The following is a 22,840-nucleotide window of genomic DNA, read 5'->3' on the forward strand; positions in this document are numbered from 1 at the left end:
GAGTACGACCGCATCTGGCCGGAGCGCGCTGCGGCGACGATGTGGTAGCTCTCTCTTACCCTCTCCCCCTTGTGGGAGAGGGTGGATCGCCGCGAAGCGGCGAGACGGGTGAGGGGTATCTCTCCTCACGAAAAGGAGCCGTAGGGTGGGCAAAGGCGCACTTGCGCCGTGCCCACCACCCATCCAACACCGCGATAGAAATGGTGGGCACGCTCCGCTTTGCCCACCCTACGGCTCACGAAGAGCGGTGCGCGCCGAGAGATACCCCTCATCCGGCGCTTCGCGCCACCTTCTCCCGCAAGGGGAGAAGGAAAGGCGGCACCATCTTCGCTCCTAGTTAAACGCCATCCCGCCACTCAGCGCGATGGTCTGCCCGGTCATGTAGGCATTGTCGACCAGCAGCATCACGGTTTTCGCCACCTCATCGGCCGTGCCGAAGCGGCCGAGCGGGATGCGGCTGACGAGCTGGGGCTGGCCGCTCATCATGTCGGTCTCGATCAGTGACGGAGCTACCGCGTTGACGGTGATGCCTTCCTTCACCAACCGCGCCGCATAACCGCGCGTAAGGCCCTCCATGCCGGCCTTGGATGCATTGTAGTGCGGGCCGATCGAGCCGGCACCGCGCGCCGCGCCCGAGGAGATGTTGACGATGCGGCCCCATTTCCGTGCGCGCATCGACGGCAGCACCGCCTGCGTGCACAGGAAGACTGATTTCAGGTTGACCAGGATGGTACGGTCGAAATCGTCCTCGGTGAGATCGTCAACGCCGCGCGTGATGGCGATGCCGGCATTGTTGACGAGGATGTCGATCGGTCCGAGCCCGGCCGCGACGCGCTCGACCATTGTAGCCACGGCGTCGCGCTGCGAGACGTCGGCGGCAGCGACAATGGCGCGTCCGCCTTGCTTGCCGATTTCGCCTGCCAGCTTTTCGGCTTGCCCGATCTGCTCCCGGCAGTTGATCGCCACCGCCGCGCCTGATGCGGCCAGGGCGCGACAGACGGCTGCGCCAATCCCGCGCGAGCCACCGGTGACGAGCGCGGTGCGCCCCTTCAGATCATCCGCCATGTCCGGATCTCCCAAATTGTCTGTTTTGACGTCGCGCGAGCGTACCATGCCCGCCGCCCGCGCCTGTTGAACTCATTGCGAGATGAATCCGTCTGTCGGTGCTTGCACCGGGAGAAGCGCGCCAGCGCGCTCGTGCCAAATATGGATAGCCATTTCATTGACCGAACGCGCCAATCGCTCAATATTCGCAGCATCGAAACTGCTCCTCGGGCTTGATGTCGCGATATGAGAACCGATCACCAGCGTAATCCCAGCGACATGCACGCGTGCATGACGCGGCGCTGTTTCTCGGCGGCAACCGGCGCCTGTTGTTGTTGCTGATCGCCTCCTAGCAACCTCCCACAGCACAAATCCCACGACAGGAACGCCGAGATTCCGGCGAACGAGCAGTCATGTCCCAAATCCAGTCCAACGCCTACATCATTGAAATCCAAGACCGCGCCGCCGGCATCATCACAAGAGATGAGCGCGGCTTCCGCTTTTTCTCCTCCGAGCGCCTGTTCGACAGCCTCGAAGGCCGCCAGTTCCGCTCGGCGCGCGAGGCCGAACGAGCCGCGCGTGCGGTGTTTTCGGAGCGGAGCCGCCGTGCCAATTCCCCACTCTTCGCCAACTGAACCTGACGCAAAGGACCGCAACATGATTGCACGACGACATATCCTGACCGCAGCGCTTCTCCTCGCAACCGCCCTGGCCGCACCCGCACGCGCCGAGGAAAAGCCGGCGGAAATCCGCATCGGCACCCAGAAGGGCGGCTTCTTCCCGGCGGTGCGCCAGCGTCAAACGCTCGAAAACGCCTTCAGGCCGCTCGGCATCGAAGTCAGATGGATCGACTTCCAGTTCGGTCCGCCGCTGCTGGAGGCCATCAACGTCGGCAGCGTCGATTTCGGCTTCGTCGGCGACACGCCGCCGATCTTCGCGCAAGCCGGCGGCGCAAAAATAAAATATGTCGCGGCCGTGAAGTCCGAGGGCGACAACCAGGCGATCATCGTGCCGAAGGATTCAGCCATCAAGACGCTCGCCGATCTCAAAGGCAAGCGCGTCGCCTTCGGCAAGGGATCGAGCGCGCACAATCTCCTGGTCGCCTCGCTCGAAAAGGCCGGCCTGTCCTGGTCCGACATCACGCCCGCGCCGCTCGCGCCGGCCGATGCGACGGCGGCCTTCGTGAAAGGCTCGGTCGACGCCTGGTCGATCTGGGATCCCTATCTCGCGCTCGCTGAATTGAAGGAGAACGCCCGCGTTCTCGTCTTCGACAAGGACGTGCACAAGCCGAACGCCTACTACATCGCCAACACCGACTTCGTCGAGAAATRTCCGTCGCTGGTCGCGAAGCTCAACACGACCTTCGCCTCCGAAGGCAAGTGGGCGGAGCAGCATCACGAGGAGGTCGCAAAGGCGCAGGCCGAGGCGACCGGCGTCGACATCGAAGCTGTCAGGCGCTTCGTCAACCGCTCCGTCTACAGCGTGGTGCCGCTCGACGCGGAGGTGATCAGGACGCAGCAGGCCGTCGCCGACCGTTTTGCAAAGCTCGGCCTGATCCCGAAGCCGGTCAACGTCTCCGACATCGTCTGGAAGTGGACGCCGGGTTCGTAAGATGAGGCTAGGAAGACGTCGTCATGCCCGGGCTTGTCCCGGGCATCCACGTTCTTCGTCCCGAATAGCTAGACGTGGATGGCCGGGACAAGCCCGGCCATGACGCCCGTGGAGGCTGTCTTCTATCTAAACCCTCAGCCCCTCAACGCCGTCAGCAATTCATCCGGGCGCTCTGCCATGATCATGTGGCCCGCGCCCGGCACCACGACGGTCTTCGCATGCGGGATCGCCGCGGCGAGCGCCTTGCCCGCCTTCGCCGGTGTCATCATGTCGCGTTCGCCGAGGATGAGCGTCGTCGCCACCTTGACGCTCGCGGCAGCAGTCAGCGCATTCGCGTAAGCATTGCAGGCCGACAAATCCCTGAACAGCACGCCCGGCTCGCAAGACTTCAGCACCGCCTGTGCGCCGCCATGCATCCACAGGCCCGGCGCGAGGCTGCCGCCGAGCTCGGCGTTGAAGCCGAGGCCCCAGATCGACACCATGTCGTTGGCATCCTGCAAGTTGGCCTCGGCCGCTTTCAGCAGATCCGGGCCGACTGACATGGTCGCGGCGGTGCCGATCAGGCTCAGCGCGGACACCTTGTCGGGGTGACGCGCCGCCGTCTCCAGCGAGATCAGCGATCCCATGGAATGGCCGATCAGGTGCGCCTTAGCCACGCCGGCCGCGGCGAGCAATGCCGCCGTCCAGTCCGCCATCTCGGCGATCGTTGACAGCGAAGGTCCGGCCGAGCGGCCGTGGCCGGGCAGGTCGGGCGCCAGCACGGAAAATCCGCGATGGGCGAACCAGCGCGTATGCAGCGCCCAGGTCGAGTGATCGAAGCCGGCGCCGTGGATGAACGCGACCGCGGGCAGGGACTTGTCGAACTCGCGGCCGCCGTTTGCGACAAACACCTCGGCGCCGTTGACAGTGAGCTTCATGGTGTCAGACCTTTTGCGAGATGCGCAGCGCCTGCGCAAGATCGTCGATGATGTCGCTTGCCGTCTCGATGCCGACCGACAGCCGCACCAGCTCTTCGCCGATGCCGGCGGCCTTGAGCTGTTCGGCATCCATCTGCTGATGCGTGGTCGAGGCCGGGTGGATCACCAGTGTCTTGGCGTCGCCGACATTGGCGAGGTGGCTGATCATGCGCAGCGACTCGATGAATTTTCGGCCGGCGGGTCGCCCGCCCTTGATGCCGAAGGAGACGATCGAGCCTGCGCCGCGCGGCAGCAATTGCTTTGCAAGCTGGTAGTCCGTGTGATCCTCCAGCGAAGGATGTAGCACCCAATCGACGGCCTTGTTCGACTTCAGCGCCTCCAGCACCAGATGTGTGTTCTGGATATGCCGGTCCATGCGCACGCCGAGCGTCTCCACGCCCTGCAAGAGCTGGAAGGCGTTGGTCGGGGACAAGCAGGCGCCGAAATCGCGCAGGCCCTCGGTGCGCGCGCGCATGATGAAGGCGCTCGTGCCGAACTGTTCGTCGAAAACGATGCCGTGATAACCGCCATAGGGCTCGGTCAGCACGCCGAACTTTCCGGAGCTACGCCAGTCGAACCGGCCGCCGTCGACGATGGCGCCGCCGATCGCGATGCCGTGGCCGCCGATCCATTTGGTTGCCGAATGCATTACGATGTCGGCGCCTAACTCGATGGGACGGCTGAGATAGGGCGTGGCAAACGTATTGTCGATCAGCAGCGGAATCTTTGCCTCATGCGCGATCGCCGCGACCTTCGGAATGTCCAGCACCTCGAGCCCGGGATTGCCGATGGTCTCGCCGATCACGAGCCGGGTGTTCGGCCTGATCGCCGCACGGAACGCGTCGAGATCGCGCGGCTTGACGAAGGTCGTGGTGATGCCGAAACGCGGCAGCGTGTGCGCCAGCAAATTGATGGTGCCGCCATAGAGCGAGCTCGACGCCACGATATGGTCGCCGGCATTCAAAAGCGTCGCGATGGCCAGATGCAGCGCGGCCATGCCGCTTGCGGTGCAGATCGCGCCGACGCCGCCTTCGAGCGCCGCGAGCCGCTCTTCCAGCACACCGGTGGTCGGATTGGAGATGCGCGTATAGATGTGGCCGGCGCGCTCCAGATTGAACAGCGCGGCGGCGTGGTCGGAATCCTGGAACACATAGGACGTGGTCTGGTAGATCGGCACCGCGCGGGCGCCGGTCGCGGGATCCGGATGCTGTCCCGCGTGCAGGCTCAGGGTCTCGAAGGCTGGCGGTTTCGGCGCGGGCATGCGTGGCCTCGTTGGTCGGTCGGCGGAGGCGGCCGTTGTGCCACAAAATGGTGCGCGAAGTCAGCCCATTGACAGCGCCGCCTAACCCCGGATCGCCTGCTCGATCGTGCGCGCCTCCCGCAGCAGGATCTCCACGACTTCCTGCTCGCGGCGGGGGCCGAGCCTCGTCCGAACGGCGGAGACCGTCATCGCTGCGGCCGGCTGTCCGTCCGGGGTCTTGATCCAGGTGGAGATCGATTTCGTGCCCTGCACGAGGCCGATCTCCCGCATGCCATACCCCAGCCGTCTCGCGGCGGTGACCTGGCCGAGCACCGTCGCGACGTCGGTCCGGTAGGCCCCGAATCGCTTCTCGTTGGCCGCGACGATTTTTCGCGCGTCCTGCGCCGGCATCGCGGCGAGGATGGCGACGCCTGCGCTAGAGACGCCGAGCGGCCGGCGCGCGCCGACCTCGATCGACAGCACCTGGATCGGATAGATGCCGATCCTGCGATCGACGCACAGCGTGTCGTTGCCGGTCCGCACCGTCAGGAACAGCGTGTCGCCGATCTCGGTGGAGGCACGCCGCAGCGACGGATTTGCCGCGACCAGCAGCCGCGACGGCCGCGGGCGCGCAAGTGCGAGCTCCGGCACCTGGTTGCCGATCGCGTAGCGGCCGGTTCGCTCGTAACGTTCGACGATGCCTTCCTCGATCAGCACGTGGACGATGCGATGCACCGTCGGGCGGGTGAGGCCGGTCGCGCGCACGACCTCGGCCAGTGGCACGCCGTCTTCGCGGCCTGCGGCAAGAATACGCAGCACCGCGAGGGCGCGCCGGATCGCCTGCGCGCCCTGTCGCGGCTCTGCCGTTCCGCGGGCGGATGTTGCGGAGTTTGTCTTGTCCATATTATGGACAAGAACGCCACAATTCACTCGACAGGTAAAGCGCTCATCTGGAGATTGCGCCGCGATCGAGCGCCATGCGCGACGTCACGGCATTCGATATGGAATTGGAAGCGCCGCCGGGAGGTTAACATGAGATTAATCTGGATTGCCATAGCTGCCGCAGCCGCGATGCTGGCGGGACCCGCATCGGGCCAGCAATGGCCGGCGCGCAGCGTCAAGCTGATCGTGCCCTATCCGGCCGGCGGTAATGTCGACAGCGCCGCGCGCATCGTCGCCGACAAGCTCCAGGAAAAGCTCGGCCAGCCCTTCATCATCGAGAACAAGGCCGGCGCCGGCGGCATGATCGCGGGCGAAGCCTTCGCGAAATCGGCGCCCGACGGTTACACGCTGTTCGTCGGTGCCAACGGTCCGGTGCTGTTCGCGACTGAGATCAACAAGCGCGAGGCCTATAACTGGAAGAAGGATTTTCTTCCGATCTCGACGATCTCGATGACGCCGCTGGTGCTCGAAGTGCACCCGTCCGTGCAGGCCACGACGTTCAAGGAATTCATCGAGCTCGCCAAGCGCGAGCCCGGCAAGCTGACCATGGCCTCGCCGGGCCCCGGCACCACCAACCATCTGCTCAGCGAACTGATGCAGTCGAGCCTCGACCTGCAATGGGTCACCGCGCATTACCGCGGCAACGCGCCGGCGATCAACGATCTCCTGGGCGGCCAGGTGCAGTTCGCATTCGACCAGCTCACGGTCAGCCTCCAGCACATCAAGGCCGGCCTGTTCCGTGCGCTCGCCGTCACCAGCCCGCATCGCCTGAAGTCGCTGCCTGACGTGCCGACCTTCGCCGAGCTCGGCTACAAGGACTTTGACGGCCAGACTTTTACGGGCCTGTTCGCGCCTGCCGGCACGCCGGCGCCGATCGTCGACAAACTTCACGAGACGCTGGTTGCGATCCTGAAAGATCCCGGTGTGATCGACAAGTTCGAAAAGCTTGGCGGCGAATCCACCCCGATGACGCCGGGCGAGTTCAAGGCCTATCTCGAGCGCGAGGACGCCAAGTGGATTCCGGTCGTGCGCAAGGCCAACATCAAGGCTGACTGAGCGATGCGGATCGACCCCACCGAGCTCGGCGCGGAGCGCATCTACCGGCTGATGACCGGCATCGTGGTGCCGCGCCCGATCGCCTGGGTCACGAGCCTGTCGCGCTCCGGCGTGCTCAACCTCGCCCCTTTCAGCGCCTTCACCTTCGTCTCGCAGAAGCCGCCGATGCTCGCCATCAGCGTCGGCCGCAAGGGCGCCGACTACAAGGACACCGCGCACAACATCCTCGACACCGAGGAATATGTGATCCACATCGCCGATACCCCGCTGATGTCCGCGGTGCACGACAGCTCGGTCGAGCATCCGCCTGAAATCAGCGAGGTCGAGCATCTCGGGCTGGAGACGCTGCCGTGCGAGCGCATCAAGGTGCGCCGGCTTGCGGCGGCACCCGTGGCGATGGAGTGCCGCTTCCGGCAGTGCCTCGAATTCGGCGATGCCCGCAGCCGGCTGATCGTCGGCGAGGTCGTGATGTTCCACATCCGCGACGGCCTCGTGAACGACGGCAAGGTCGAGACCGCGGCGCTCGACCCGATCGCGCGCATCGGCGGCCCGCGCTACGCCCGCCTCGGCGAGATCGTGACGCTGAACACTGTCTTCCAGACGCCCAAATCCAAAGACTGAGCGCGCGGCCCATCGCGCGGGCCCTTGTGCCTGAAGACAATTGGAGAACACGACAATGCGACTCGTAAGCTATCTCTTGGACGGAGAGCCGCGCTATGGCGCGGTGGTGGATGGCGGTGTCGTCGATCTGACCAGGCGGATTGGACGCGATTTTTCCGACGTGAAAGCGCTGATCGCGGCCAACGCGCTCGCGGACGCGCAGGAAGCGGTGGCCGGACAAAAACCCGACCACGCGCTGGAAAGCCTGGTCCTGCTTCCGCCGGTGCTGGCGCCGGAAAAGCTCTGGTGCATCGGCGTCAACTACGCCGAGCGCAATGCCGAGTATAAAGACAGCTCAGACCTGCCCAAATATCCCAGCCTGTTCGTGCGCAGCATGTCGTCGATGACGGGCTCCGGCCAGCCGCTGGAGAAGCCCAGGGTCTCCGACCAGCTCGACTATGAAGGCGAGCTCGTCATCGTGATCGGCCAGGGCGGCCGTCACATCCCGCGCGAACAGGCCTTCGCGCACATCTTCGGCATGACCCTGTGCAAYGAGGGCACGATCCGCGACTGGSTSCGCCACGSCAAGTTCAACGTCACCCAGGGCAAGAAYTTCGATCGCTCCGGCAGCATCGGGCCGTGGATCGTCACGTCTGACGAGCTCGATCCGCGCGGGCCTCATGACATCATCACGCGCGTCAACGGCGAGGTGCGGCAGCAGGACACGACCGAGCGGCTGATGTTCCCGTTCGATTTCTTGATCTCCTATCTCTCGACCTTCGCCACCCTGAAGCCCGGCGACATGATCGTAACAGGCACGCCGACGGGTGCGGGCGCGCGTTTCGATCCGCCGCGCTGGCTTCGGGTGGGTGACGTCGTCGAGGTCGAGTCTGCTGGCATCGGCGTGCTGCGCAACACCGTCTCCGCGGAGCAGTAAGCCATGCTCGATACCGCCACGATCGAACGCCTCGCCGCGCGCCTGGATGAGGCCGAGCGCAGCAAGACGCTGATCCCGATGTTCTCGAAGGAGTATCCCGACTTCGCCATCGAGGATGCCTACGCCATCCAGCGCGCCTGGACGAAACTTCAGCTCGGCCGCGGCCGCGTCATCAAGGGACACAAGATCGGCCTGACCTCGAAGGCGATGCAGAACGCGGTCGGCATCTCCGAGCCCGATTACGGCGTGCTGTTCGCCGACATGTTCTATGCCGACGCCACGCCGATTCCGTTCGATCGCTTCCACGCGCCGCGCATCGAGGTCGAGCTCGCCTTCGTGCTGAAGGCGCCGCTCCGCGGCCCCGACTGCACCATCTTCGACGTGCTCAACGCCACTGACTACGTCACGCCTGCGCTCGAAATCCTGGAGACGCGCATGCATCGCGTCGATCCCGAGACCGGCAAGACGCGAAAGGTCATGGACACGATCTCGGACAACGCGGCCAACGCAGCGCTGGTGCTGGGCGGCCGGCCGTTCCGTCCTATGGACGCGGATTTGCGCTGGATCGGCGCGCTGCTGTTCCGCAATGGTGAGGTCGAGGAGACCGGGCTTGCGGCCGGCGTGCTCAACCATCCCGCCAACGGCATCGCCTGGCTCGCCAATCGCCTCGCGCCGCATGACGAATATCTCGCGGCCGGCGAGGTGGTGCTGGCGGGATCGTTCACGCGGCCCGTCGACATCCGCCGCGGCGACACCTTTCACGCCGACTATGGCGCGTTCGGCTCGGTGTCGTGCCAGTTCGTCTGAACCAACACATAAGAGGGAGCGCATCATGACGGGTCAAACGCGGCGCAAGAGCATCCACATCGGTGGCTTCAAGCACGCCAACCCGATTCCCAACGCCTGCCGCATCGGCAATCTCGTGATGTCCGGCGTCATTCTCGGCCGTGATGCGGCCGGCGTGATGCCCGAGAGCCTCGACGCGCAATGCGCCAACATGTTCGCGCATATGAAGGCGACGGTGGAAGCCGCCGGCGGCACCACCGACGACATCATCAAGATGACGGTGTGGCTGAAGGACCGCACGCAGCGCGGCCCGGTCAATGTCGAGTGGTTAAAAATGTTTCCGGACGAGCATTCGCGCCCGGCGCGCCACGCGCTGCCGATGGACAATATGGACGGCGGCGCGCTGGTGCAGTGCGACTTCACCGCTGTGATCGACTGAGGGAGTTTGCGCATGCCGACCTATCTGCCGTTCGACCCGAACCCGCGCCGTCCCATCAAGGCGCCGCCGCCGAAGACCGTCGACAGCCAGTTTCACGTGCTGGGGCCCATCGACAAATATCCGGAACGCCCCGGCGCTGCCTACCGGATGCCGAGCGCGACCTGGGAAGCGGCGCTACGCGTGCACAAGACGCTCGGCATCGAGCGCGGCATCATCGTGCAGACCACGACCTATGGTGCGGATCATTCCGTCGTGCTCGACGGTCTTGCGGCGATGGGCCCGAACTATCGCGGCTGCGCCAACGCACTGGTATTCGCGGAAGCGAGCGACTCGTATCTTTCCAAGCTGCATGACGCGGGCGTGCGCGGCGCGCGCTTCAGTTTCCGCCAGGAGCTCGGCGCCGTGCTGTCGGACGCCGATTTCGCCCGCGCCATCGCGCGCATCCGCGAGCTCGGCTGGTACGTGAAGATCCAGCCCGAGAAGGACGGCATCGTCTCCAGCGTCGCCAAGTACGAGAATCTCGACGTCCCCGTGCTGATCGACCACATGGCGCGGCCTGTGCCCTCGAATGGCAAGGATGATCCGAACCTGCGCAAGATGCTGGAGCTGCTCGAGAAGGGCAATTTCTGGGTCATGCTGTCGCTCGGCGAGAAGACCTCGCAGGCCGGCCCGCCCTATGACGACGTGATCCCGATCGCGCGCGCCTATATCGAGGCCGCAATCGACCGCTGCGTCTGGGCCAGCGACTGGCCGCATCCCGTCTCCGTCAAGCAGCCGCCGAACGACGCCGATCTGCTCGAGCTGATGTACCGCTACGCGCCCGACCAGGCCGAGCTGGAGAAGATCCTGGTGCACAATCCGGCAAAGCTGTTCGGCTTTCCGGACTAGGGCGGAATTGATTCACGCCGCCAGCCGGTCGCGCACCTCGGCTGCGATCTCGAACGAGCGCAGCCGCGCGGTGTGGTCGTAGATCTGGCCTGTCGTCATCAGCTCGTCCGCGCCGGTCTCGGCGATCAGCGCCTTCAGCTTCTCCTCGACCGTTTCGGGCGAACCGACGGCGGAGCAGGACAGCGACTGGCCAACCATAGCCTTCTCGGCCGGTGACCACAGCGCGTCCATGTCGTCGACCGGCGGCGGCAGCGGGCCGGGCGTGCCGCGGCGCAGATTGATGAACTGCTGCTGGAGCGAGGAGAACATCCTCTGCGCCTCCGCGTCGCTCTCGGCGGCGAACACGTTGACGCCGACCATCGCATAGGGCTTGTCGAGCTGCGCCGACGGCTCGAAGCGCGCCCGATATTCGCGCAGCGCCGGCATCATCATCTGAGGCGCGAAATGCGAGGCGAACGCGAATGGCAGCCCGAGCATCGCGGCAAGCTGCGCGCCGAAGGTGCTCGATCCCAGGATCCAGAGCGGCACCTTCGTCCCAAAGCCGGGCACGGCGCGGATCGACTGGTTCGGCTGGACATCACCGAGCAGCGCCTGCAACTCCAGCACGTCGTGCGGAAAGTTTTCGGAGCTCGTGGCGAGGTCGCGCCGCAATGCCCGCGCCGTGAACTGATCGGTGCCCGGCGCGCGGCCGAGCCCGAGATCGATGCGCCCGGGATAGAGCGACTCCAGCGTGCCGAACTGCTCGGCGATGACCAGCGGCGAATGGTTCGGCAGCATGATCCCGCCGGACCCGACCCGGATCGTCCTGGTCCCGCCCGCGACATGCCCGATCACCACCGACGTCGCCGCGCTCGCGATGCCCGTCATGTTGTGATGCTCGGCCAGCCAGAACCGCTTGTAGCCCCAGCGCTCGGCATGCTGGGCGAGGTCGAGCGAATTGCGGAACGCCTGCGCTGCATCGCCACCTCTTCGGATGGGCGCGAGGTCGAGCACGGAGAAGGGGATCATGTTTGGCGTACCGGGTGGGAGTGCGATGTGCGCTGCGGCCTCACATGTAGTGGCTCATTATGGAAATGTTAGCGCGGCCGTAGCGCGCAAATGCAATCCAAACCTGCTGTGCTAACGTCAGAAACGACGCAGCGGGCCAGGATTTACCTTTTTGCTTCTCAAGAGCGAAATCGTCCTCCGTTTACTAGTTTTGGCTCCATCTCGTGAATTGTTCTGCTGTTCCTATTCCACGTCTCTGGGGTGGAGGGACGAACCTCCATGATTGTCGGTTCGGTCGAGATGTGGCCGGCACCTTTCCCGTTGGCAGCAGCTACAGCAAGCCGCGCTTGTGCTGGATGATGATGATAACGCGAATGATGCAGTCCGACACTGACTCGCCGGGCCGCCGTGCCTTGTGCAGCATTTGCCACGTCACCTCATCGATCTGTATCTGCCATTTGCCGCTTGCCATGCGTTGTCCGGTATCGTCGGACGGGAACTCGGCCGCAATCAGAGCGCGGCACTCGTCGGTGATTTCAATTTCCGGCATTGTTGGTCGTTCTCGCGGACGGTGTGCTCGCGTGCAGCCCTCGCCCGATCCGGAGAGATCAGCCAGTTAAATCGCGGTAACAACCGATCCAGCCGAAGCCGATGCCGATCGTCCTGACCATGGACGGGGAGCGCGACATCTGGACGCAGTCGTGGCAGGGCGCTGCGGCGCCACCAGTGGATGCCTGCTGAGTATTGAGGGACGCGGCGCTGACAAGAAAGATCATTCAACGGCTTGGGTCTCGTTCGCGCAGCCGTGACGCTTGGGTCGTCGGGCTCCCGTCGTCGCCGGACATTGCCGATCCTTCACAACCTTAATGCGATTTAACGAGGTTTCCGTAAGCGGTGTGGGTAAACCGCGAGTCGCGGGGGCGTCCTCCAGACACGAGATGACGCCGTGAAGTTTGACGAACAGGAACGCACCGCGCTGACGGACGCTGGGTTTTCCGTCGCCGACAACAGCAAGGCTGCCTACGTCGAAGCCGTCGTGGTGATCGCGGCGTACGACGCCGAAACCTATTGGCCGACGTTCGCCCTGCCGAATGATGCCCAGATCGTGTGCGTTGTGCCACGCGACCAGATTGCCGACGCGATCGCAACTCGTAACTACGCAGCTCGGCGGAACCAACTTCAGTGAAGCTGACCTTCCCTCATGCGAGGCTGAAGGCGCTCTGGAACGAGGCCGTCCGGCAATGGCCGGTTTCGGTGCGAGCCATGAACGGTCGAGATTCGCCCGGTTTCTGGCTTGTCGGTGGCCAAGGCATCTATCTCGTGCATAACGGCGCCAGGCCTCGGGGCAGCGTGACTCTGGCCTACGCAAACGAATGCGACCCGGTCAGGGTGCCGGTCCAAAGTTGGTTGGGTATCAAGCGCGCCATCTTCGGCGATAACGATGGGAGGGAATTCGTCGATCTGGTGATGATCGGCACTGCCGTCGATGCCGGCGCCGACCTCGAGGTGACCTTCGAGCCCGACACGATGACGGTGGCTGTCGTCGAAAAAGGGACGGCGAGCATACGACTGCAATCGCTGCGCATCCGGGACAAAAATGATACCACGTCAGGACGCAGTTGTCGGGTTTGAGTCTGAATCTCGGCTAAGGACCAGACGCGGTATCTTGGCCCGCTACTCTCTCCAAGCCCTGCACATCGTCGTCCTCCCAGTCCTCCCATTCCACGTTGTTGGTTTCGAGATAGCGGGCGACGGCTACGCCGATTGTCGGGAAGAAGTAATTCTCTCCAAGCTGCGCGAAGAGGCCAAATCTTTTCAGCTTGTCCTTCACGGGATCTTTGAGTTCGGCAAAACAAAACTCTATGCCTTGCGCGTGCAACGATCGGTCCAGTTCGGCAACCACGTCGCAGGCGGTGACGTCTACGCTCGTGACCGGCTCCGCGGCAACAACTAGCCAACGCACGGGTGTTGGCGATGTCGCTACGGCATCCAGGACGCGTTCCCTGAAGAATTCGGCGTTGGCAAAAAACAGAGGTGCATCCCAGCGAAACAGGACCAGCCCGGGGACCCGGCGCGCATCCGGATATCGTGTGATGTCGTGATAGCCTTTGACGCCGTGGGCGCGCCCCAATACGGCGGAGTGTGGGCGCCAACCGTCCCACAGGAACTCGATGATAGCGATTGCGATCGCAAGACCAATTCCTGGAATGACTCCGAGCACTGCTACGCCGACAAAGCAGACGATCGCCAGCCAGAATTCCCACCGCTGAATGCGATAGATTCGTTTGAGGTCGGCAACTTCAATCAAGCCAATCGCCGATGCGATGACGACGGCGGCCAATGCGGCGGTGGGTAAATGTTGGAGCAGGCTCGGCGCGACCAGGAGGAGCAACGCGATGGCAAGCGCGCCTACGACGCTGGTGAGTTGAGTGCGGGCACCGGCGGCTTCCGCAACGGGTGTCCGTGAACTACTGCTGCTGATCGGGAAGCCCTGGAAAAATCCCGTCGCCAGATTGGCGGCACCGAGCCCGACCATCTCTTGGTTGGGATCGACCCGAGACCCCAATCGCGCAGCATAGGCACGTGAAAGTACGCTCGTATCGGCAAACGAAACCATCGCTACTGCACAACCGCCGATCAGCACCGGCACGAGGTCGCTGGAGGTGATCCATGGGACAACGAAACCCGGCAGGCCCTGGGGAAGGGGGCCCAGCACCTTGACGCCGTATTGCGTCCCGAGATCAAGCACCCCGACGACGAGCGTAGCCCCAACGACCGCAATCAGAAGGCCCGGTACCCGCTTGTTGTTCCTGAGAAGCAGGATCACGATCAACGTGGCGAGGCCAATCGCGAACGCGACCCAGTTTATCTGCCCCCCAAGGATCGCGCTGACAATCGCCCACAGGCTTCGCAGTGGCCCCTCGCTCTCGATGGAAAAGCCGAAGAGCTTGGGCAGCTGGCTGATCAATACGGTCAGGGCAATTCCGTTCATATACCCGTAGCGTATCGGCTTCGAGAGAAGCTCGGTGATAAAGCCAAGGCGCGCGACACCTGCCAGGATACAGACCGTCCCTGAGACAATCGCCATCATGCCCGCGAGTGTCACGGCCCGCAGGGGATCGCCCTGAGCCAAGGGAGCGATGACTCCAAGGAGTATTGCCGCCAGCGCCGAGTCCGGGCCAAGGACGAGAATGCGGCTTGGGCCGAACAGCGCGTAGGCCAGCAGCGGCACGATCGTTGCGTACAAACCGTAGATGCCCGGCAGGCCCGATGCAGCTGCATAGGCAATGCCGACCGGGACCAGCATTGTCGCCAGGACGATGCCGGCGAAGATATCGTGCGGAAGCCATGCTGCTTCATATTGACGGAGAGTGTCGAGTCCGGGCAACCAGCGCTTCATTGATGGTCTCTCCCAGCCCGCATTGAGCAAGTTTGCCCCGCATGATGTGTTGGACCGATCAGGCTATTACGCCCGCAGCAGGCTGAACAGTGGCCCGGCGCTATGGCCGAAGCAGCACAGCGGGCCATGGGTGCCAGCCGGCACCAAGTCTTCCCTGCACCCTCTTCACGGACGAGCGGGAAGGACCAAAACCGAACTCGGGCGTTTCATGCCGCGAGAATGGCGTTCGTTCGCGGCTGTTTGAGTGGCCGGCACCTCCGTTCACAACCCTGTTATTGCGACCCATGGCGCCCTTTGTCTCAACTGGGCGTTTTGCGCCTGTTGTTGTACCCTTGGTGAAACAACTGCTGGGGTCGCGAGGAGGAACTGACATGACCATGGTCGTACTCAACCGACGCTATCTCCTCGCCGCCGGCGGCTCGGTCCTGGCGGCCGGGGTGTCCGGGCTCCTGTTGCCGGCCCGTGCCGAAGGCCTCGCACCGACCGAGTCGATGTCGGGTGGCGCGAACAATTACCGGAAGGGCGCGGCGATCGTGGACCGGATCGGCAAGGGCGGCTTCTGGATGAGCGGCACCGTACGCCGCGCAGGCGACGGGGCGCCGCTCGCCGGGCAGCGCATCCAGATCTGGGCGCACACGACCGAAGGGCAGGAGCAGGAGCCGCAGAGTCATGGCGCCACGCTCACCGACAAGGACGGCAAGTTCCGGCTCGAGATGCCGCAGATCATTCCGATCTTCGGCCAGCCGCACGGTCACCTCGCCTATGACAGCGGCGAGTTCAAGACCGTCTTTCTGCGGCCGGTGATGCGGAGCGCGAAGGAGACGAGCCTGGAAGCGCACTTCGTCCTGCAGCCGGGCTGACCGGGTTGCGAATGAAGGGGTGGAGACTGGCCCGGGTGATCCTGATCTGGGTCGCCCTTGCTTTGGCAATTGGCGTGCCGATCGCCGCGGCAGCGGGAAGCGAGCAGCTCGCATGGCGCGGTTCGCTTTACATCCTGGCCGGGTTTGCGGGGATTGTTGCCCTCGGCCTCGTGCTCGTTCAGCCCCTGCTGATCGGCGGATATCTGCCGGGATTTCCGGCCTATCGCGGACGGCGCGCACATCACTGGATTGGCGGCGCGCTGGTCGCAGCGATCGTGATCCATGTCGTTGGCCTCTGGATCACCAGCCCGCCCGACATGATCGACGCGCTGACTTTCTCATCGCCGACGCCGTTCTCTCCCTTTGGCGTGACCGCGATGTGGGCCATCTTCGCGGTCGCGCTTTTGGCCGCCCTGCGCCGGCGATTGGGACTGCGACCACGAACCTGGCGCTTCATTCACATGCCGCTGGCGATCGTCATCGTCGCAGGCAGCGTGGTCCATTGCCTGCTAATCGAGGGGACGATGGAGACGATCTCTAAGGCGGCACTCTGCGCGCTCGTCCTCGCGGCAACCGTAAAAGTCATGATCGACCTGCAGGTGTGGCGAAAGCGAAGGACCTTGCGCGGCGAGAGCACTGCGCCGCGGTGACATGGCCGCGCGTAGCGCGTAGTAGAGCGAAGCGAAACCCATCGCACTTTGTCCGCGCGGAAGCATGATGGGTTTCGCAAGCGCTCTACCATCCTACGAAACTTTTGCTGACCGCCTTGTTCAAACACGTTCGGCGTCGTCAGCGCCGATCTCCGCTCCGCTTGTCGCAGATAGCGACGGGGCGTATCCTAGCGCGATGGTTGTCAGTGCCCCCGAGCTGAAAACGTTCCTGCTCGCGACGCCGTTCTTCGGCGGTCTTCCGGACCCGAGCCTCGACCTGCTGATTTCGATGCTGGTCGAGTGCCGCTTTGATGCCGGCGCGACCGTCGTGGCGGAAAGCGAGCCGGGACGCTCGCTGTTCATCGTCAAGTCCGGCCGGCTGGCGGTGAGCAAGCGGGCGAACTCGGGGAACGTCATCCCGATTTCCGTTCTGGAGGCTGGCGATTTCTTCGGTGAAATGACGCTGATTGAAATGCAGAATCGCTCCGCCACGGTGGTCGCGGAGAGTCCGACGGTGCTGTACGAGCTGACGGCGCAAAAGCTCTACGCTTGCTACAAGGCCGATATCCACGCCTATGTGATCGTCCTGCAGAACGTCAATCGAGAGCTATGCCGGCGGCTGCGCCGTGCCGACGATCGCCTCACCGGACACCAGGCGGACGAAGACGAAACCCCCGCGAGATGACTGTGCTTCTCTGCGCCGCCGCAAGTTCGCTCCGCGGCTGACGGTCCCGGATTACGCTCGCGCTCCATCCGGGCCACGCCACTTCGCGTGGGACGTTCAGCCCACCGGTCCCGGGATCCAATCGTCCCCTGAAAGTGGGATCACCCTTACGCCAACAATGACTCCGAGTTCCAGGCTTGGATCGAAATGGCGCATCGTCCGCTCGTTGAGGTCGATGATGCGGCCAGGCCTTAATGGCCCCACGTCATTTATCTTGACGATGACCTTCTTGCCGACGGCCTCGACGAGCGCATATTTCGGCCTCGCGCCAAATTGGACCCCACCAAATTTCCCGCGCAAATTCGTCTTGATGGCAGCCGCCCAGACAGAGGGATCATAGCGCTCGCCGGAGGCTGTGTTCGGACCGCCCTCTTCCTTGCCGGGCTTGAACGGATTGTACATGGATGCGGCGCCAACGATCGCCTCCCCGGAGGCGGCATCGACGACGGCGCTTGAGTGAACTTCACACGCTTCACTTCGATCAACGGGAACAGAAACGGCAAGCGCAACCAGGGCGCCGCAAATTGCGGCGCTCGAGCGGAACAGCATTATAACTCCTGTGATTTTTTCGATCGTCCGGTTCCGACACCGCAAACATGGTCAAGCGAACGCGGAAGCGTTCACGAACTTGCACCAGTGCTTTGCGGATTCGAGCCAACCCCTGGCTACGGAACCGATGTGCGAACCAGAGCGGTCCGCACGCAGTGTTTTAGGTTGTCCCCGACTAAGACAGAGAATGCGTCAGCAGCATGACCTGATGGAACCTGCGGCGAGTGACAAATGCGATGTCGCCAAAAGCCGACACGCTCGCGCTAATTGATGCGTCGGGCAAAACACCCGCCGCTCGCACAAACCCGTCAATCCTCTTCAGTAAAAATATTCCACTTTACCGAAATTCGGAATTGCGGCATTCTCTCCGCCATCCCGGCCCGAGAAGAGGGGCGATCGTACGTCGTCACGAACGTGGGCCGGGGTGCGGTGGACGCGGCAGTGCCGGGCACGCGAATGCGGGACCAGGGCGAGATGAACCTCGTGAGGGCCTTGACTGCGTGCGGGACGGACGGCGCCTGTGTCCGGCGAAGCCCTTGGGCGGAGCTGGATCGCTGCGTACGGCGAAAACGCGTGGTCCTGACCGTCGTTGCTACGGTCAAGCCTTGCGGAGATGGATCGGGGCTCTACCGGGTTTCGAGGCATCGCCAATTCGCGAGGTGACGGAGGCCAGAAGGAACTCGGCTCCGGGGAGAGCGCGCATAAGCCGTCAGACCATCGCGCAGGGAAGGCCGGGTGTTTTTCCGGCCCACCTGTTTCCCGCCTGCGCATTTGCGTGTGCAAATTCCTGGCGCAGCGGATCATGGGTGCCAGCCGGCACCCGGCCTTCCCTGCGCCCTCTTCACGGAAGAGAGCGAAAGAGGAGAGCAAAACTCGGGCGTTTCATGCCGCGAGAATGCCGCTTCATGCGTGAATTGAGAATCGTGTTGCCCGATGGGATTGATCGAGACGCGGGGTGCGTGTCGCTCAAAATCCACATGCGTTCGTAATCGCCAGCTTAGGTGCCTCAAACGGTCGCATCCGCGGACGCGATATCTTTGCGATGGCCTGACCAGGTTCCATAGTGTCAGCGATGATTTGCAACCGAGGGGCGGGGTATCAAATGACAGCGCGTAAATGTTTCATCGTGGCCGCGGGATTGATGACGGCGAGCGCCGCCCATGCCGAGGACGTTCCCTCCAACGCCGAACTGTTTCGCATGCTGAAAGCGCAGCAGCAGACCATCTCCGAGCTGCGCGCCGAATTGAAGGAGGCCAAACAGGAGCGGCGCACGGTCACTCCGCGAGAGGCGACTGCACCGGCAGCCAAGCCAGCCGGACGCGACGCCGCGAGGGAGACGGTTGCGGTAGCACCGCCCGCGCAGGCTTATGCGATGTACAACAAGGGACCCGCAGTCGTGCCGGCGCGCACCGGCGGTGCCTATGTCGGTGTGTTCGGTGGCGGCGGCAGTCGCGGCGGCACTGACGTCAGCCAGCTCGGCACCGTCTTTTTCGTTGAGGCCGTCGGGGGCCCCTTGGCTGTCGACGCCACAGGGCGGACCAGCAGCGGCGGCGTCGGGTTCGGTGGCGCGCATCTCGGTTATGAATGGTCGTATGGTACGTATCTGCGGCCCGCTTTGGAGATCGAAGGTTTCTATCTGGCAGGTAACCAGCCGCGTGCGACGTTGGTGACCCCCACAGACCGATTTGCAGAGCACTCCTTCGACACGACTTTCCCGACGCGCACCACGGTGCTGCTGGCGAACATGGTTGTCGGTTTCAACACGCCCTATCAAGGCATCACGCCCTATATCGGTGGCGGGATCGGGGCCGCGAACGTCTCCATCAACGGCGCCACGTCCACACAGACCGACCCGGCCGAGCCTGGCATCAACCACTTCAACGCGCGTCCGGACTCCTCAGCCTGGACCTTTGCGGCACAGGCCAAGGCCGGTGCGCGCTTCGCCCTCGGCAACAGCGGCGCTTACCTGTTCGGCGAGTACCGCTATCTGTACGTCGGCGATGTGAATCAGGTTTTCGGCTCCACCGTGAATCCCGCTCATGCTGCGACCAGCCCGTGGACGGCCAGCTTCGGCGGCACATCGCACCATCTCGCAGCCGGCGGCATCGGCTTCGGCTTCTAGCTGAGCTCGATCACTGCGAGAATCGGAGGGGGCGGACGACACGTCCGGCCCCTCCCAGGAGGCAACCGGGCAACGGAAGAAGGCGATTTTCTGAGGAAACTGGTGCTGCCAGACAGGATTGAACTGTCGACCTCTCCATTACCAATGGAGTGCTCTACCACTGAGCTACGGCAGCATGTGCTGGGATGAGAATCGGCCGCCAAGGGGGCCTACCAAGCGGGCCGATATCTGCCACAAGCCCCCCTCCTGTGCAAGCTTGCTAGCTCCGCCAAAACGAGAAAATCGGGTCGATATCGGGGCCAAAATGCCCGTTTTCAGGTGAAAGTACCGACTTTCCGCCGATTTCGGTTCCGATATCCCCGGCCAACTGGCCAGTTGGCCGCGGCATGGCATTCGGCCCATTTTGGATTTCGCACGAACAGTTCGTGAGGGGCCTCTTGAGCTGCCGCATTCTCCGGGCATGTTATCGCGGATCGCTGGTATGGACCGCTAATGGCTGACGAGAACGACAAGAGCACGAGACAGGCGAGGGGGGCGCGGGACGACCGGCTGAAATCGGCGCTGCGCGAAAACCTGAAGCGACGGAAAGTGCAGGCGCGCGAACGCGCCGCAATCACCGACCCCTCGCAGAACGACGATGCTTCCCTAGATGAGGGGACCGCCGGCAAGACCGGCGATTGAAGTCTGGCGATTAGATTTTTTGGAGTGCATGGACGTGGCAATGGGGCAGGACGAGCAGCAACGAGACGATGGTGACGCGCAGATGTCGCGGTTCACGCGCCCTGAGCAGACCTTTCCGGCGCTGACATCGGCCGAGATCGAGCGCATGCGGAATTTCGGCGAGGTCCGCACCTACGCTGACGGCGAATTCCTATTCGAGACCGGCAAGCCCGGACCGGGCATGTTCGTCGTGCTGAAGGGCCACGTCGCCATCACCCAGCGCGACGGGCTCGGCAATGTCACGCCGCTGATCGACCAGGGGCCGGGGCAATTTCTGGCCGAGCTCAGCCAGCTCTCGGGCCGGCCGGCGCTGGTCGACGGCCGCGCCGAAGGCGAGGTCGAGACGCTGCTGCTGCCGCCGCCCCGCCTGCGCGCGCTGCTGGTCGCCGAGGCCGAGCTCGGCGAGCGCATCATGCGCGCGCTGATCCTGCGCCGGGTCAATCTGCTTCAGGCCGGCGTCGGCGGTGTGGTGCTGATCGGTCCCTCGTATTCGGCCGGCGTGGTGCGCTTGCAGGGCTTCCTCACCCGCAACGGCCAGCCGCATCATCTGCTCGATCCCGAGCGTGACCGCGACGCCGCCGAGGTGATCGCGCGCTATTCGCCGAAGCCGGAAGACTGGCCGCTGGTCGTCGCGGCGAGCGGCGAGGTGCTGCGCAACCCCAGCGAAACCGAGGTTGCGCGCGCGATCGGCATGATCGGCGGCCCCCGCAACGACCGCATCTACGATGTCGCGATCGTCGGCTGCGGACCCGCGGGGCTGGCGACCGCGGTGTATGCCGCCTCCGAAGGGCTTTCGGTCGCCGTGCTCGACACCCGCGCCTTCGGCGGCCAGGCCGGCGCCAGCGCGCGCATCGAAAACTATCTGGGCTTTCCGACCGGCATTTCCGGCCAGGCCCTGACCGCGCGCGCGTTCAACCAGGCGCAGAAGTTCGGCGCCGACATCATGATCCCCGTCACGGTGAAGTCGCTCGACTGCACGCGCCGGGACGGCGCCTTTGCGGTGACGCTCGACGGCAGCGATCCCTTGCGTTCGCGCGCAGTCGTGGTTGCGAGCGGCGCGCGTTATCGCCGCCCCGAGATCGAGAACCTCGACAAGTTCGAGGGCCGCGGCGTCTGGTATTGGGCCTCTCCGGTCGAGGCGCGGCTCTGCGCCGGCGAGGAGGTGGCCCTGGTCGGCGCCGGCAATTCGGCGGGCCAGGCGGCCGTGTTCCTGTCGGGACACGCCAAGAAGGTGCTGATGATCATCCGCGGCGGCGGGCTTGGGGCCAGCATGTCGCGCTATCTCATCGAGCGCATCGAAGCGACACCCAACATCGAATTGATGTTCAACACCGAGATCACCGCGCTCGAGGGCGACGAGGCTTCGCTGCTGCGGCGCATCCGCTGGAAGAGCCGGCTGTCGAGCGATGAAGACTCCGCCGACATCAAGAATCTCTTTTTGTTCGTCGGTGCCGATCCCGCCACCAGCTGGCTCGACGGCTGCGGCGTCACGCTCGATCGCGGCGGCTTCGTCGTGACGGGCGCGCAGTCCGAGCTGAACCAGGGCAAGCTGGTGGCCCCACTGGAGACCTCGGTGCCCGGCGTCTACGCGGTCGGCGACGTCCGCTCCGGCTCGGTCAAGCGCGTCGGCGGCGCCATTGGCGAAGGCGCGCAGGTCGTGGCCTCCCTGCACGGCTATCTCGGCGACGCCGCAAAACCGGCGCTTTAGTCAAGGACAAGACAAGCAGACGGCAAGCGGAATCTCACTTGCCATCTTGCCGTGTCCCACGGACTATCGCCCCGTCGCGAGGCCAATCGCGCGTGGAAGAACAAAAGATTCACAAGGGAGGACTAAATGGCCGAACTCGTCGTGCTCTACAAGACGCCCAAGGACGCCGCCGCCTTCGACAAGCATTATGCCGAGACCCACATTCCGCTCGCGAAGAAACTTCCCGGCCTGAAGAAATACGCCGTCAGTACGGGCGCAGTCGGCTCGCCCGCCGGACCATCGGGCGTCCACCTCGTCGCCATTCTCAGCTTCGACAGCGTGGGCGACATCCAGAAGGCCTTCGGCAGCGAAGCTGGCAAGGCGGCCGCGGGCGACGTGCCGAAATTCGCCAGCGGCGGCGCCGATCTGCTGATCTTCGACACCAAGGAAGTCTGAGCGCGCGCGAAGCGTCTCGCCAAATTCGATTCAACTTTCGTCGAAGACCTGCAAGCTCGTAGCCCGGATTTAGCTTCGCCCCATCCGGGCTACAAACTGCTCTCGTTTGTGACAGCGGTGCAAAAAATTCAGTCATGCGTTTGTCGATTCGCACGACGGCGCATGGCTCCGCACGAGCCTGTGACA

General features: G+C 64.0%; 25 protein-coding genes and 1 tRNA gene. 17 read left to right on the plus strand and 9 right to left on the minus strand.

What is annotated here, in order from left to right:
- Positions 1–333 precede the first annotated feature (333 nt).
- Positions 334–1,065 (minus strand): SDR family NAD(P)-dependent oxidoreductase, encoded by a 732-nt coding sequence (locus AB4Z51_RS34005; RefSeq protein ID WP_441498849.1) that lies wholly within the window; start codon positions 1,063–1,065, stop codon positions 334–336.
- Between the two features lie 392 nt (positions 1,066–1,457).
- On the opposite strand from AB4Z51_RS34005, the gene AB4Z51_RS34010 reads away from it, so the two are divergent.
- Both AB4Z51_RS34010 and AB4Z51_RS34015 read left to right on the plus strand, forming a co-directional pair.
- Positions 1,458–1,679, plus strand: a complete 222-nt coding sequence (locus tag AB4Z51_RS34010) for a hypothetical protein (RefSeq protein WP_085400880.1) — start codon at positions 1,458–1,460, stop codon at positions 1,677–1,679.
- 22 nt (positions 1,680–1,701) lie between these two features.
- Complete coding sequence (locus AB4Z51_RS34015) at positions 1,702–2,655, plus strand: aliphatic sulfonate ABC transporter substrate-binding protein (RefSeq protein WP_441498850.1); 954 nt, start codon at positions 1,702–1,704, stop codon at positions 2,653–2,655.
- Between the two features lie 134 nt (positions 2,656–2,789).
- On the opposite strand, the gene AB4Z51_RS34020 is transcribed toward AB4Z51_RS34015, so the two are convergent.
- From AB4Z51_RS34020 to AB4Z51_RS34030, 3 genes are all read right to left on the minus strand, one after another.
- Positions 2,790–3,572: an alpha/beta fold hydrolase gene (locus tag AB4Z51_RS34020; protein ID WP_135216930.1), complete on the minus strand. Its 783-nt coding sequence runs from the start codon at positions 3,570–3,572 to the stop codon at positions 2,790–2,792.
- A 4-nt stretch (positions 3,573–3,576) separates the two neighbouring features.
- The gene (locus tag AB4Z51_RS34025; protein WP_085400885.1) at positions 3,577–4,872 is read right to left on the minus strand and encodes an O-acetylhomoserine aminocarboxypropyltransferase; all 1,296 of its coding nucleotides are present in this window, start codon (positions 4,870–4,872) and stop codon (positions 3,577–3,579) included.
- Positions 4,873–4,953: 81 nt separating this feature from the next.
- Positions 4,954–5,754, minus strand: a complete 801-nt coding sequence (locus tag AB4Z51_RS34030) for an IclR family transcriptional regulator (RefSeq protein WP_085400886.1) — start codon at positions 5,752–5,754, stop codon at positions 4,954–4,956.
- A 129-nt stretch (positions 5,755–5,883) separates the two neighbouring features.
- Here AB4Z51_RS34030 and AB4Z51_RS34035 point away from each other — a divergent pair, with 129 nt between their 5' ends.
- From AB4Z51_RS34035 to AB4Z51_RS34060, 6 genes are read left to right on the plus strand one after another with little or no spacing between them, the layout of a single operon-like run.
- Entirely contained in the window at positions 5,884–6,849 is a 966-nt protein-coding gene (locus AB4Z51_RS34035) for a Bug family tripartite tricarboxylate transporter substrate binding protein (RefSeq protein WP_441498851.1), read from the plus strand.
- 3 nt (positions 6,850–6,852) lie between these two features.
- On the plus strand, positions 6,853–7,470 hold the full coding sequence (locus AB4Z51_RS34040) for a flavin reductase family protein (RefSeq protein ID WP_441498852.1): 618 nt from the start codon (positions 6,853–6,855) through the stop codon (positions 7,468–7,470).
- 55 nt (positions 7,471–7,525) lie between these two features.
- Positions 7,526–8,386 (plus strand): fumarylacetoacetate hydrolase family protein, encoded by an 861-nt coding sequence (locus tag AB4Z51_RS34045; protein ID WP_441498853.1) that lies wholly within the window; start codon positions 7,526–7,528, stop codon positions 8,384–8,386.
- 3 nt (positions 8,387–8,389) lie between these two features.
- Complete coding sequence (gene hpaH, locus AB4Z51_RS34050) at positions 8,390–9,193, plus strand: 2-oxo-hept-4-ene-1,7-dioate hydratase (protein ID WP_085400894.1); 804 nt, start codon at positions 8,390–8,392, stop codon at positions 9,191–9,193.
- A 25-nt stretch (positions 9,194–9,218) separates the two neighbouring features.
- On the plus strand, positions 9,219–9,611 hold the full coding sequence (locus AB4Z51_RS34055; RefSeq protein WP_028151405.1) for a RidA family protein: 393 nt from the start codon (positions 9,219–9,221) through the stop codon (positions 9,609–9,611).
- Between the two features lie 12 nt (positions 9,612–9,623).
- On the plus strand, positions 9,624–10,499 hold the full coding sequence (locus tag AB4Z51_RS34060; RefSeq protein WP_441498854.1) for an amidohydrolase family protein: 876 nt from the start codon (positions 9,624–9,626) through the stop codon (positions 10,497–10,499).
- 12 nt (positions 10,500–10,511) lie between these two features.
- Here the strand turns inward: AB4Z51_RS34060 and AB4Z51_RS34065 are convergent, their stop codons facing one another.
- Both AB4Z51_RS34065 and AB4Z51_RS34070 read right to left on the minus strand, forming a co-directional pair.
- A complete protein-coding gene (locus tag AB4Z51_RS34065) occupies positions 10,512–11,507 on the minus strand; it encodes an LLM class flavin-dependent oxidoreductase (RefSeq protein WP_441498855.1) in 996 nt (331 codons plus the stop codon).
- Between the two features lie 310 nt (positions 11,508–11,817).
- Complete coding sequence (locus tag AB4Z51_RS34070) at positions 11,818–12,036, minus strand: hypothetical protein (protein WP_071909248.1); 219 nt, start codon at positions 12,034–12,036, stop codon at positions 11,818–11,820.
- Positions 12,037–12,432: 396 nt separating this feature from the next.
- Here AB4Z51_RS34070 and AB4Z51_RS34075 point away from each other — a divergent pair, with 396 nt between their 5' ends.
- On the plus strand, positions 12,433–12,672 hold the full coding sequence (locus AB4Z51_RS34075; protein WP_441498856.1) for a hypothetical protein: 240 nt from the start codon (positions 12,433–12,435) through the stop codon (positions 12,670–12,672).
- Positions 12,669–13,118, plus strand: coding sequence for a DUF3085 domain-containing protein (locus tag AB4Z51_RS34080; protein WP_071909249.1), 450 nt, complete (start codon positions 12,669–12,671; stop codon positions 13,116–13,118). The genes AB4Z51_RS34075 and AB4Z51_RS34080 overlap by 4 nt, the downstream gene beginning before the upstream one ends.
- 13 nt (positions 13,119–13,131) lie before the next feature.
- On the opposite strand, the gene AB4Z51_RS34085 is transcribed toward AB4Z51_RS34080, so the two are convergent.
- Positions 13,132–14,886, minus strand: coding sequence for a SulP family inorganic anion transporter (locus AB4Z51_RS34085; RefSeq protein ID WP_085400902.1), 1,755 nt, complete (start codon positions 14,884–14,886; stop codon positions 13,132–13,134).
- 371 nt (positions 14,887–15,257) lie between these two features.
- On the opposite strand from AB4Z51_RS34085, the gene AB4Z51_RS34090 reads away from it, so the two are divergent.
- The 3 genes from AB4Z51_RS34090 (at position 15,258) to AB4Z51_RS34100 (ending at position 17,081) form a co-directional block, all read left to right on the plus strand.
- The gene (locus tag AB4Z51_RS34090) at positions 15,258–15,746 is read left to right on the plus strand and encodes a Twin-arginine translocation pathway signal (RefSeq protein WP_085400903.1); all 489 of its coding nucleotides are present in this window, start codon (positions 15,258–15,260) and stop codon (positions 15,744–15,746) included.
- Between the two features lie 11 nt (positions 15,747–15,757).
- The gene (locus AB4Z51_RS34095) at positions 15,758–16,396 is read left to right on the plus strand and encodes a ferric reductase-like transmembrane domain-containing protein (RefSeq protein ID WP_085400905.1); all 639 of its coding nucleotides are present in this window, start codon (positions 15,758–15,760) and stop codon (positions 16,394–16,396) included.
- Between the two features lie 196 nt (positions 16,397–16,592).
- Positions 16,593–17,081, plus strand: a complete 489-nt coding sequence (locus tag AB4Z51_RS34100; RefSeq protein WP_071909253.1) for a cyclic nucleotide-binding domain-containing protein — start codon at positions 16,593–16,595, stop codon at positions 17,079–17,081.
- A gap of 96 nt (positions 17,082–17,177) precedes the next feature.
- Here AB4Z51_RS34100 and AB4Z51_RS34105 read toward each other — a convergent pair whose 3' ends face one another.
- Positions 17,178–17,669: a septal ring lytic transglycosylase RlpA family protein gene (locus AB4Z51_RS34105; protein ID WP_094184040.1), complete on the minus strand. Its 492-nt coding sequence runs from the start codon at positions 17,667–17,669 to the stop codon at positions 17,178–17,180.
- Positions 17,670–18,771: 1,102 nt separating this feature from the next.
- On the opposite strand from AB4Z51_RS34105, the gene AB4Z51_RS34110 reads away from it, so the two are divergent.
- Positions 18,772–19,791, plus strand: coding sequence for an outer membrane protein (locus AB4Z51_RS34110; RefSeq protein ID WP_245344060.1), 1,020 nt, complete (start codon positions 18,772–18,774; stop codon positions 19,789–19,791).
- A 100-nt stretch (positions 19,792–19,891) separates the two neighbouring features.
- On the opposite strand, the gene AB4Z51_RS34115 is transcribed toward AB4Z51_RS34110, so the two are convergent.
- Positions 19,892–19,966: transfer RNA gene (locus tag AB4Z51_RS34115), tRNA-Thr, on the minus strand.
- Between the two features lie 317 nt (positions 19,967–20,283).
- Here AB4Z51_RS34115 and AB4Z51_RS34120 point away from each other — a divergent pair.
- The 3 genes from AB4Z51_RS34120 to AB4Z51_RS34130 all read left to right on the plus strand — a co-directional run bounded on the left by AB4Z51_RS34120 (position 20,284) and on the right by AB4Z51_RS34130 (position 22,654).
- On the plus strand, positions 20,284–20,472 hold the full coding sequence (locus AB4Z51_RS34120; protein WP_028159142.1) for a hypothetical protein: 189 nt from the start codon (positions 20,284–20,286) through the stop codon (positions 20,470–20,472).
- Between the two features lie 40 nt (positions 20,473–20,512).
- Positions 20,513–22,219 (plus strand): FAD-dependent oxidoreductase, encoded by a 1,707-nt coding sequence (locus AB4Z51_RS34125; protein ID WP_085400907.1) that lies wholly within the window; start codon positions 20,513–20,515, stop codon positions 22,217–22,219.
- Positions 22,220–22,345: 126 nt separating this feature from the next.
- Positions 22,346–22,654 (plus strand): EthD family reductase, encoded by a 309-nt coding sequence (locus tag AB4Z51_RS34130; protein WP_063985878.1) that lies wholly within the window; start codon positions 22,346–22,348, stop codon positions 22,652–22,654.
- Positions 22,655–22,840: the final 186 nt, after the last annotated feature.

The organism is Bradyrhizobium sp. 2TAF36, from assembly GCF_052114925.1.
Classification (GTDB): domain Bacteria; phylum Pseudomonadota; class Alphaproteobacteria; order Rhizobiales; family Xanthobacteraceae; genus Bradyrhizobium; species Bradyrhizobium barranii.

Bases quoted from the DNA above. Each gene is read 5' to 3' on its own strand.
- AB4Z51_RS34005 (WP_441498849.1), bottom strand. From the start codon at position 1,065: ATGGCGGATGATCTGAAGGGGCGCACCGCGCTCGTCACCGGTGGCTCG.
- AB4Z51_RS34010 (WP_085400880.1), top strand. From the start codon at position 1,458: ATGTCCCAAATCCAGTCCAACGCCTACATCATTGAAATCCAAGACCGC.
- AB4Z51_RS34020 (WP_135216930.1), bottom strand. From the start codon at position 3,572: ATGAAGCTCACTGTCAACGGCGCCGAGGTGTTTGTCGCAAACGGCGGC.
- AB4Z51_RS34025 (WP_085400885.1), bottom strand. From the start codon at position 4,872: ATGCCCGCGCCGAAACCGCCAGCCTTCGAGACCCTGAGCCTGCACGCG.
- AB4Z51_RS34030 (WP_085400886.1), bottom strand. From the start codon at position 5,754: ATGGACAAGACAAACTCCGCAACATCCGCCCGCGGAACGGCAGAGCCG.
- AB4Z51_RS34035 (WP_441498851.1), top strand. From the start codon at position 5,884: ATGAGATTAATCTGGATTGCCATAGCTGCCGCAGCCGCGATGCTGGCG.
- AB4Z51_RS34040 (WP_441498852.1), top strand. From the start codon at position 6,853: ATGCGGATCGACCCCACCGAGCTCGGCGCGGAGCGCATCTACCGGCTG.
- hpaH (WP_085400894.1), top strand. From the start codon at position 8,390: ATGCTCGATACCGCCACGATCGAACGCCTCGCCGCGCGCCTGGATGAG.
- AB4Z51_RS34055 (WP_028151405.1), top strand. From the start codon at position 9,219: ATGACGGGTCAAACGCGGCGCAAGAGCATCCACATCGGTGGCTTCAAG.
- AB4Z51_RS34060 (WP_441498854.1), top strand. From the start codon at position 9,624: ATGCCGACCTATCTGCCGTTCGACCCGAACCCGCGCCGTCCCATCAAG.
- AB4Z51_RS34065 (WP_441498855.1), bottom strand. From the start codon at position 11,507: ATGATCCCCTTCTCCGTGCTCGACCTCGCGCCCATCCGAAGAGGTGGC.
- AB4Z51_RS34070 (WP_071909248.1), bottom strand. From the start codon at position 12,036: ATGCCGGAAATTGAAATCACCGACGAGTGCCGCGCTCTGATTGCGGCC.
- AB4Z51_RS34085 (WP_085400902.1), bottom strand. From the start codon at position 14,886: ATGAAGCGCTGGTTGCCCGGACTCGACACTCTCCGTCAATATGAAGCA.
- AB4Z51_RS34090 (WP_085400903.1), top strand. From the start codon at position 15,258: ATGACCATGGTCGTACTCAACCGACGCTATCTCCTCGCCGCCGGCGGC.
- AB4Z51_RS34095 (WP_085400905.1), top strand. From the start codon at position 15,758: ATGAAGGGGTGGAGACTGGCCCGGGTGATCCTGATCTGGGTCGCCCTT.
- AB4Z51_RS34100 (WP_071909253.1), top strand. From the start codon at position 16,593: ATGGTTGTCAGTGCCCCCGAGCTGAAAACGTTCCTGCTCGCGACGCCG.
- AB4Z51_RS34105 (WP_094184040.1), bottom strand. From the start codon at position 17,669: ATGCTGTTCCGCTCGAGCGCCGCAATTTGCGGCGCCCTGGTTGCGCTT.
- AB4Z51_RS34110 (WP_245344060.1), top strand. From the start codon at position 18,772: ATGACAGCGCGTAAATGTTTCATCGTGGCCGCGGGATTGATGACGGCG.
- AB4Z51_RS34120 (WP_028159142.1), top strand. From the start codon at position 20,284: ATGGCTGACGAGAACGACAAGAGCACGAGACAGGCGAGGGGGGCGCGG.
- AB4Z51_RS34125 (WP_085400907.1), top strand. From the start codon at position 20,513: ATGGGGCAGGACGAGCAGCAACGAGACGATGGTGACGCGCAGATGTCG.
- AB4Z51_RS34130 (WP_063985878.1), top strand. From the start codon at position 22,346: ATGGCCGAACTCGTCGTGCTCTACAAGACGCCCAAGGACGCCGCCGCC.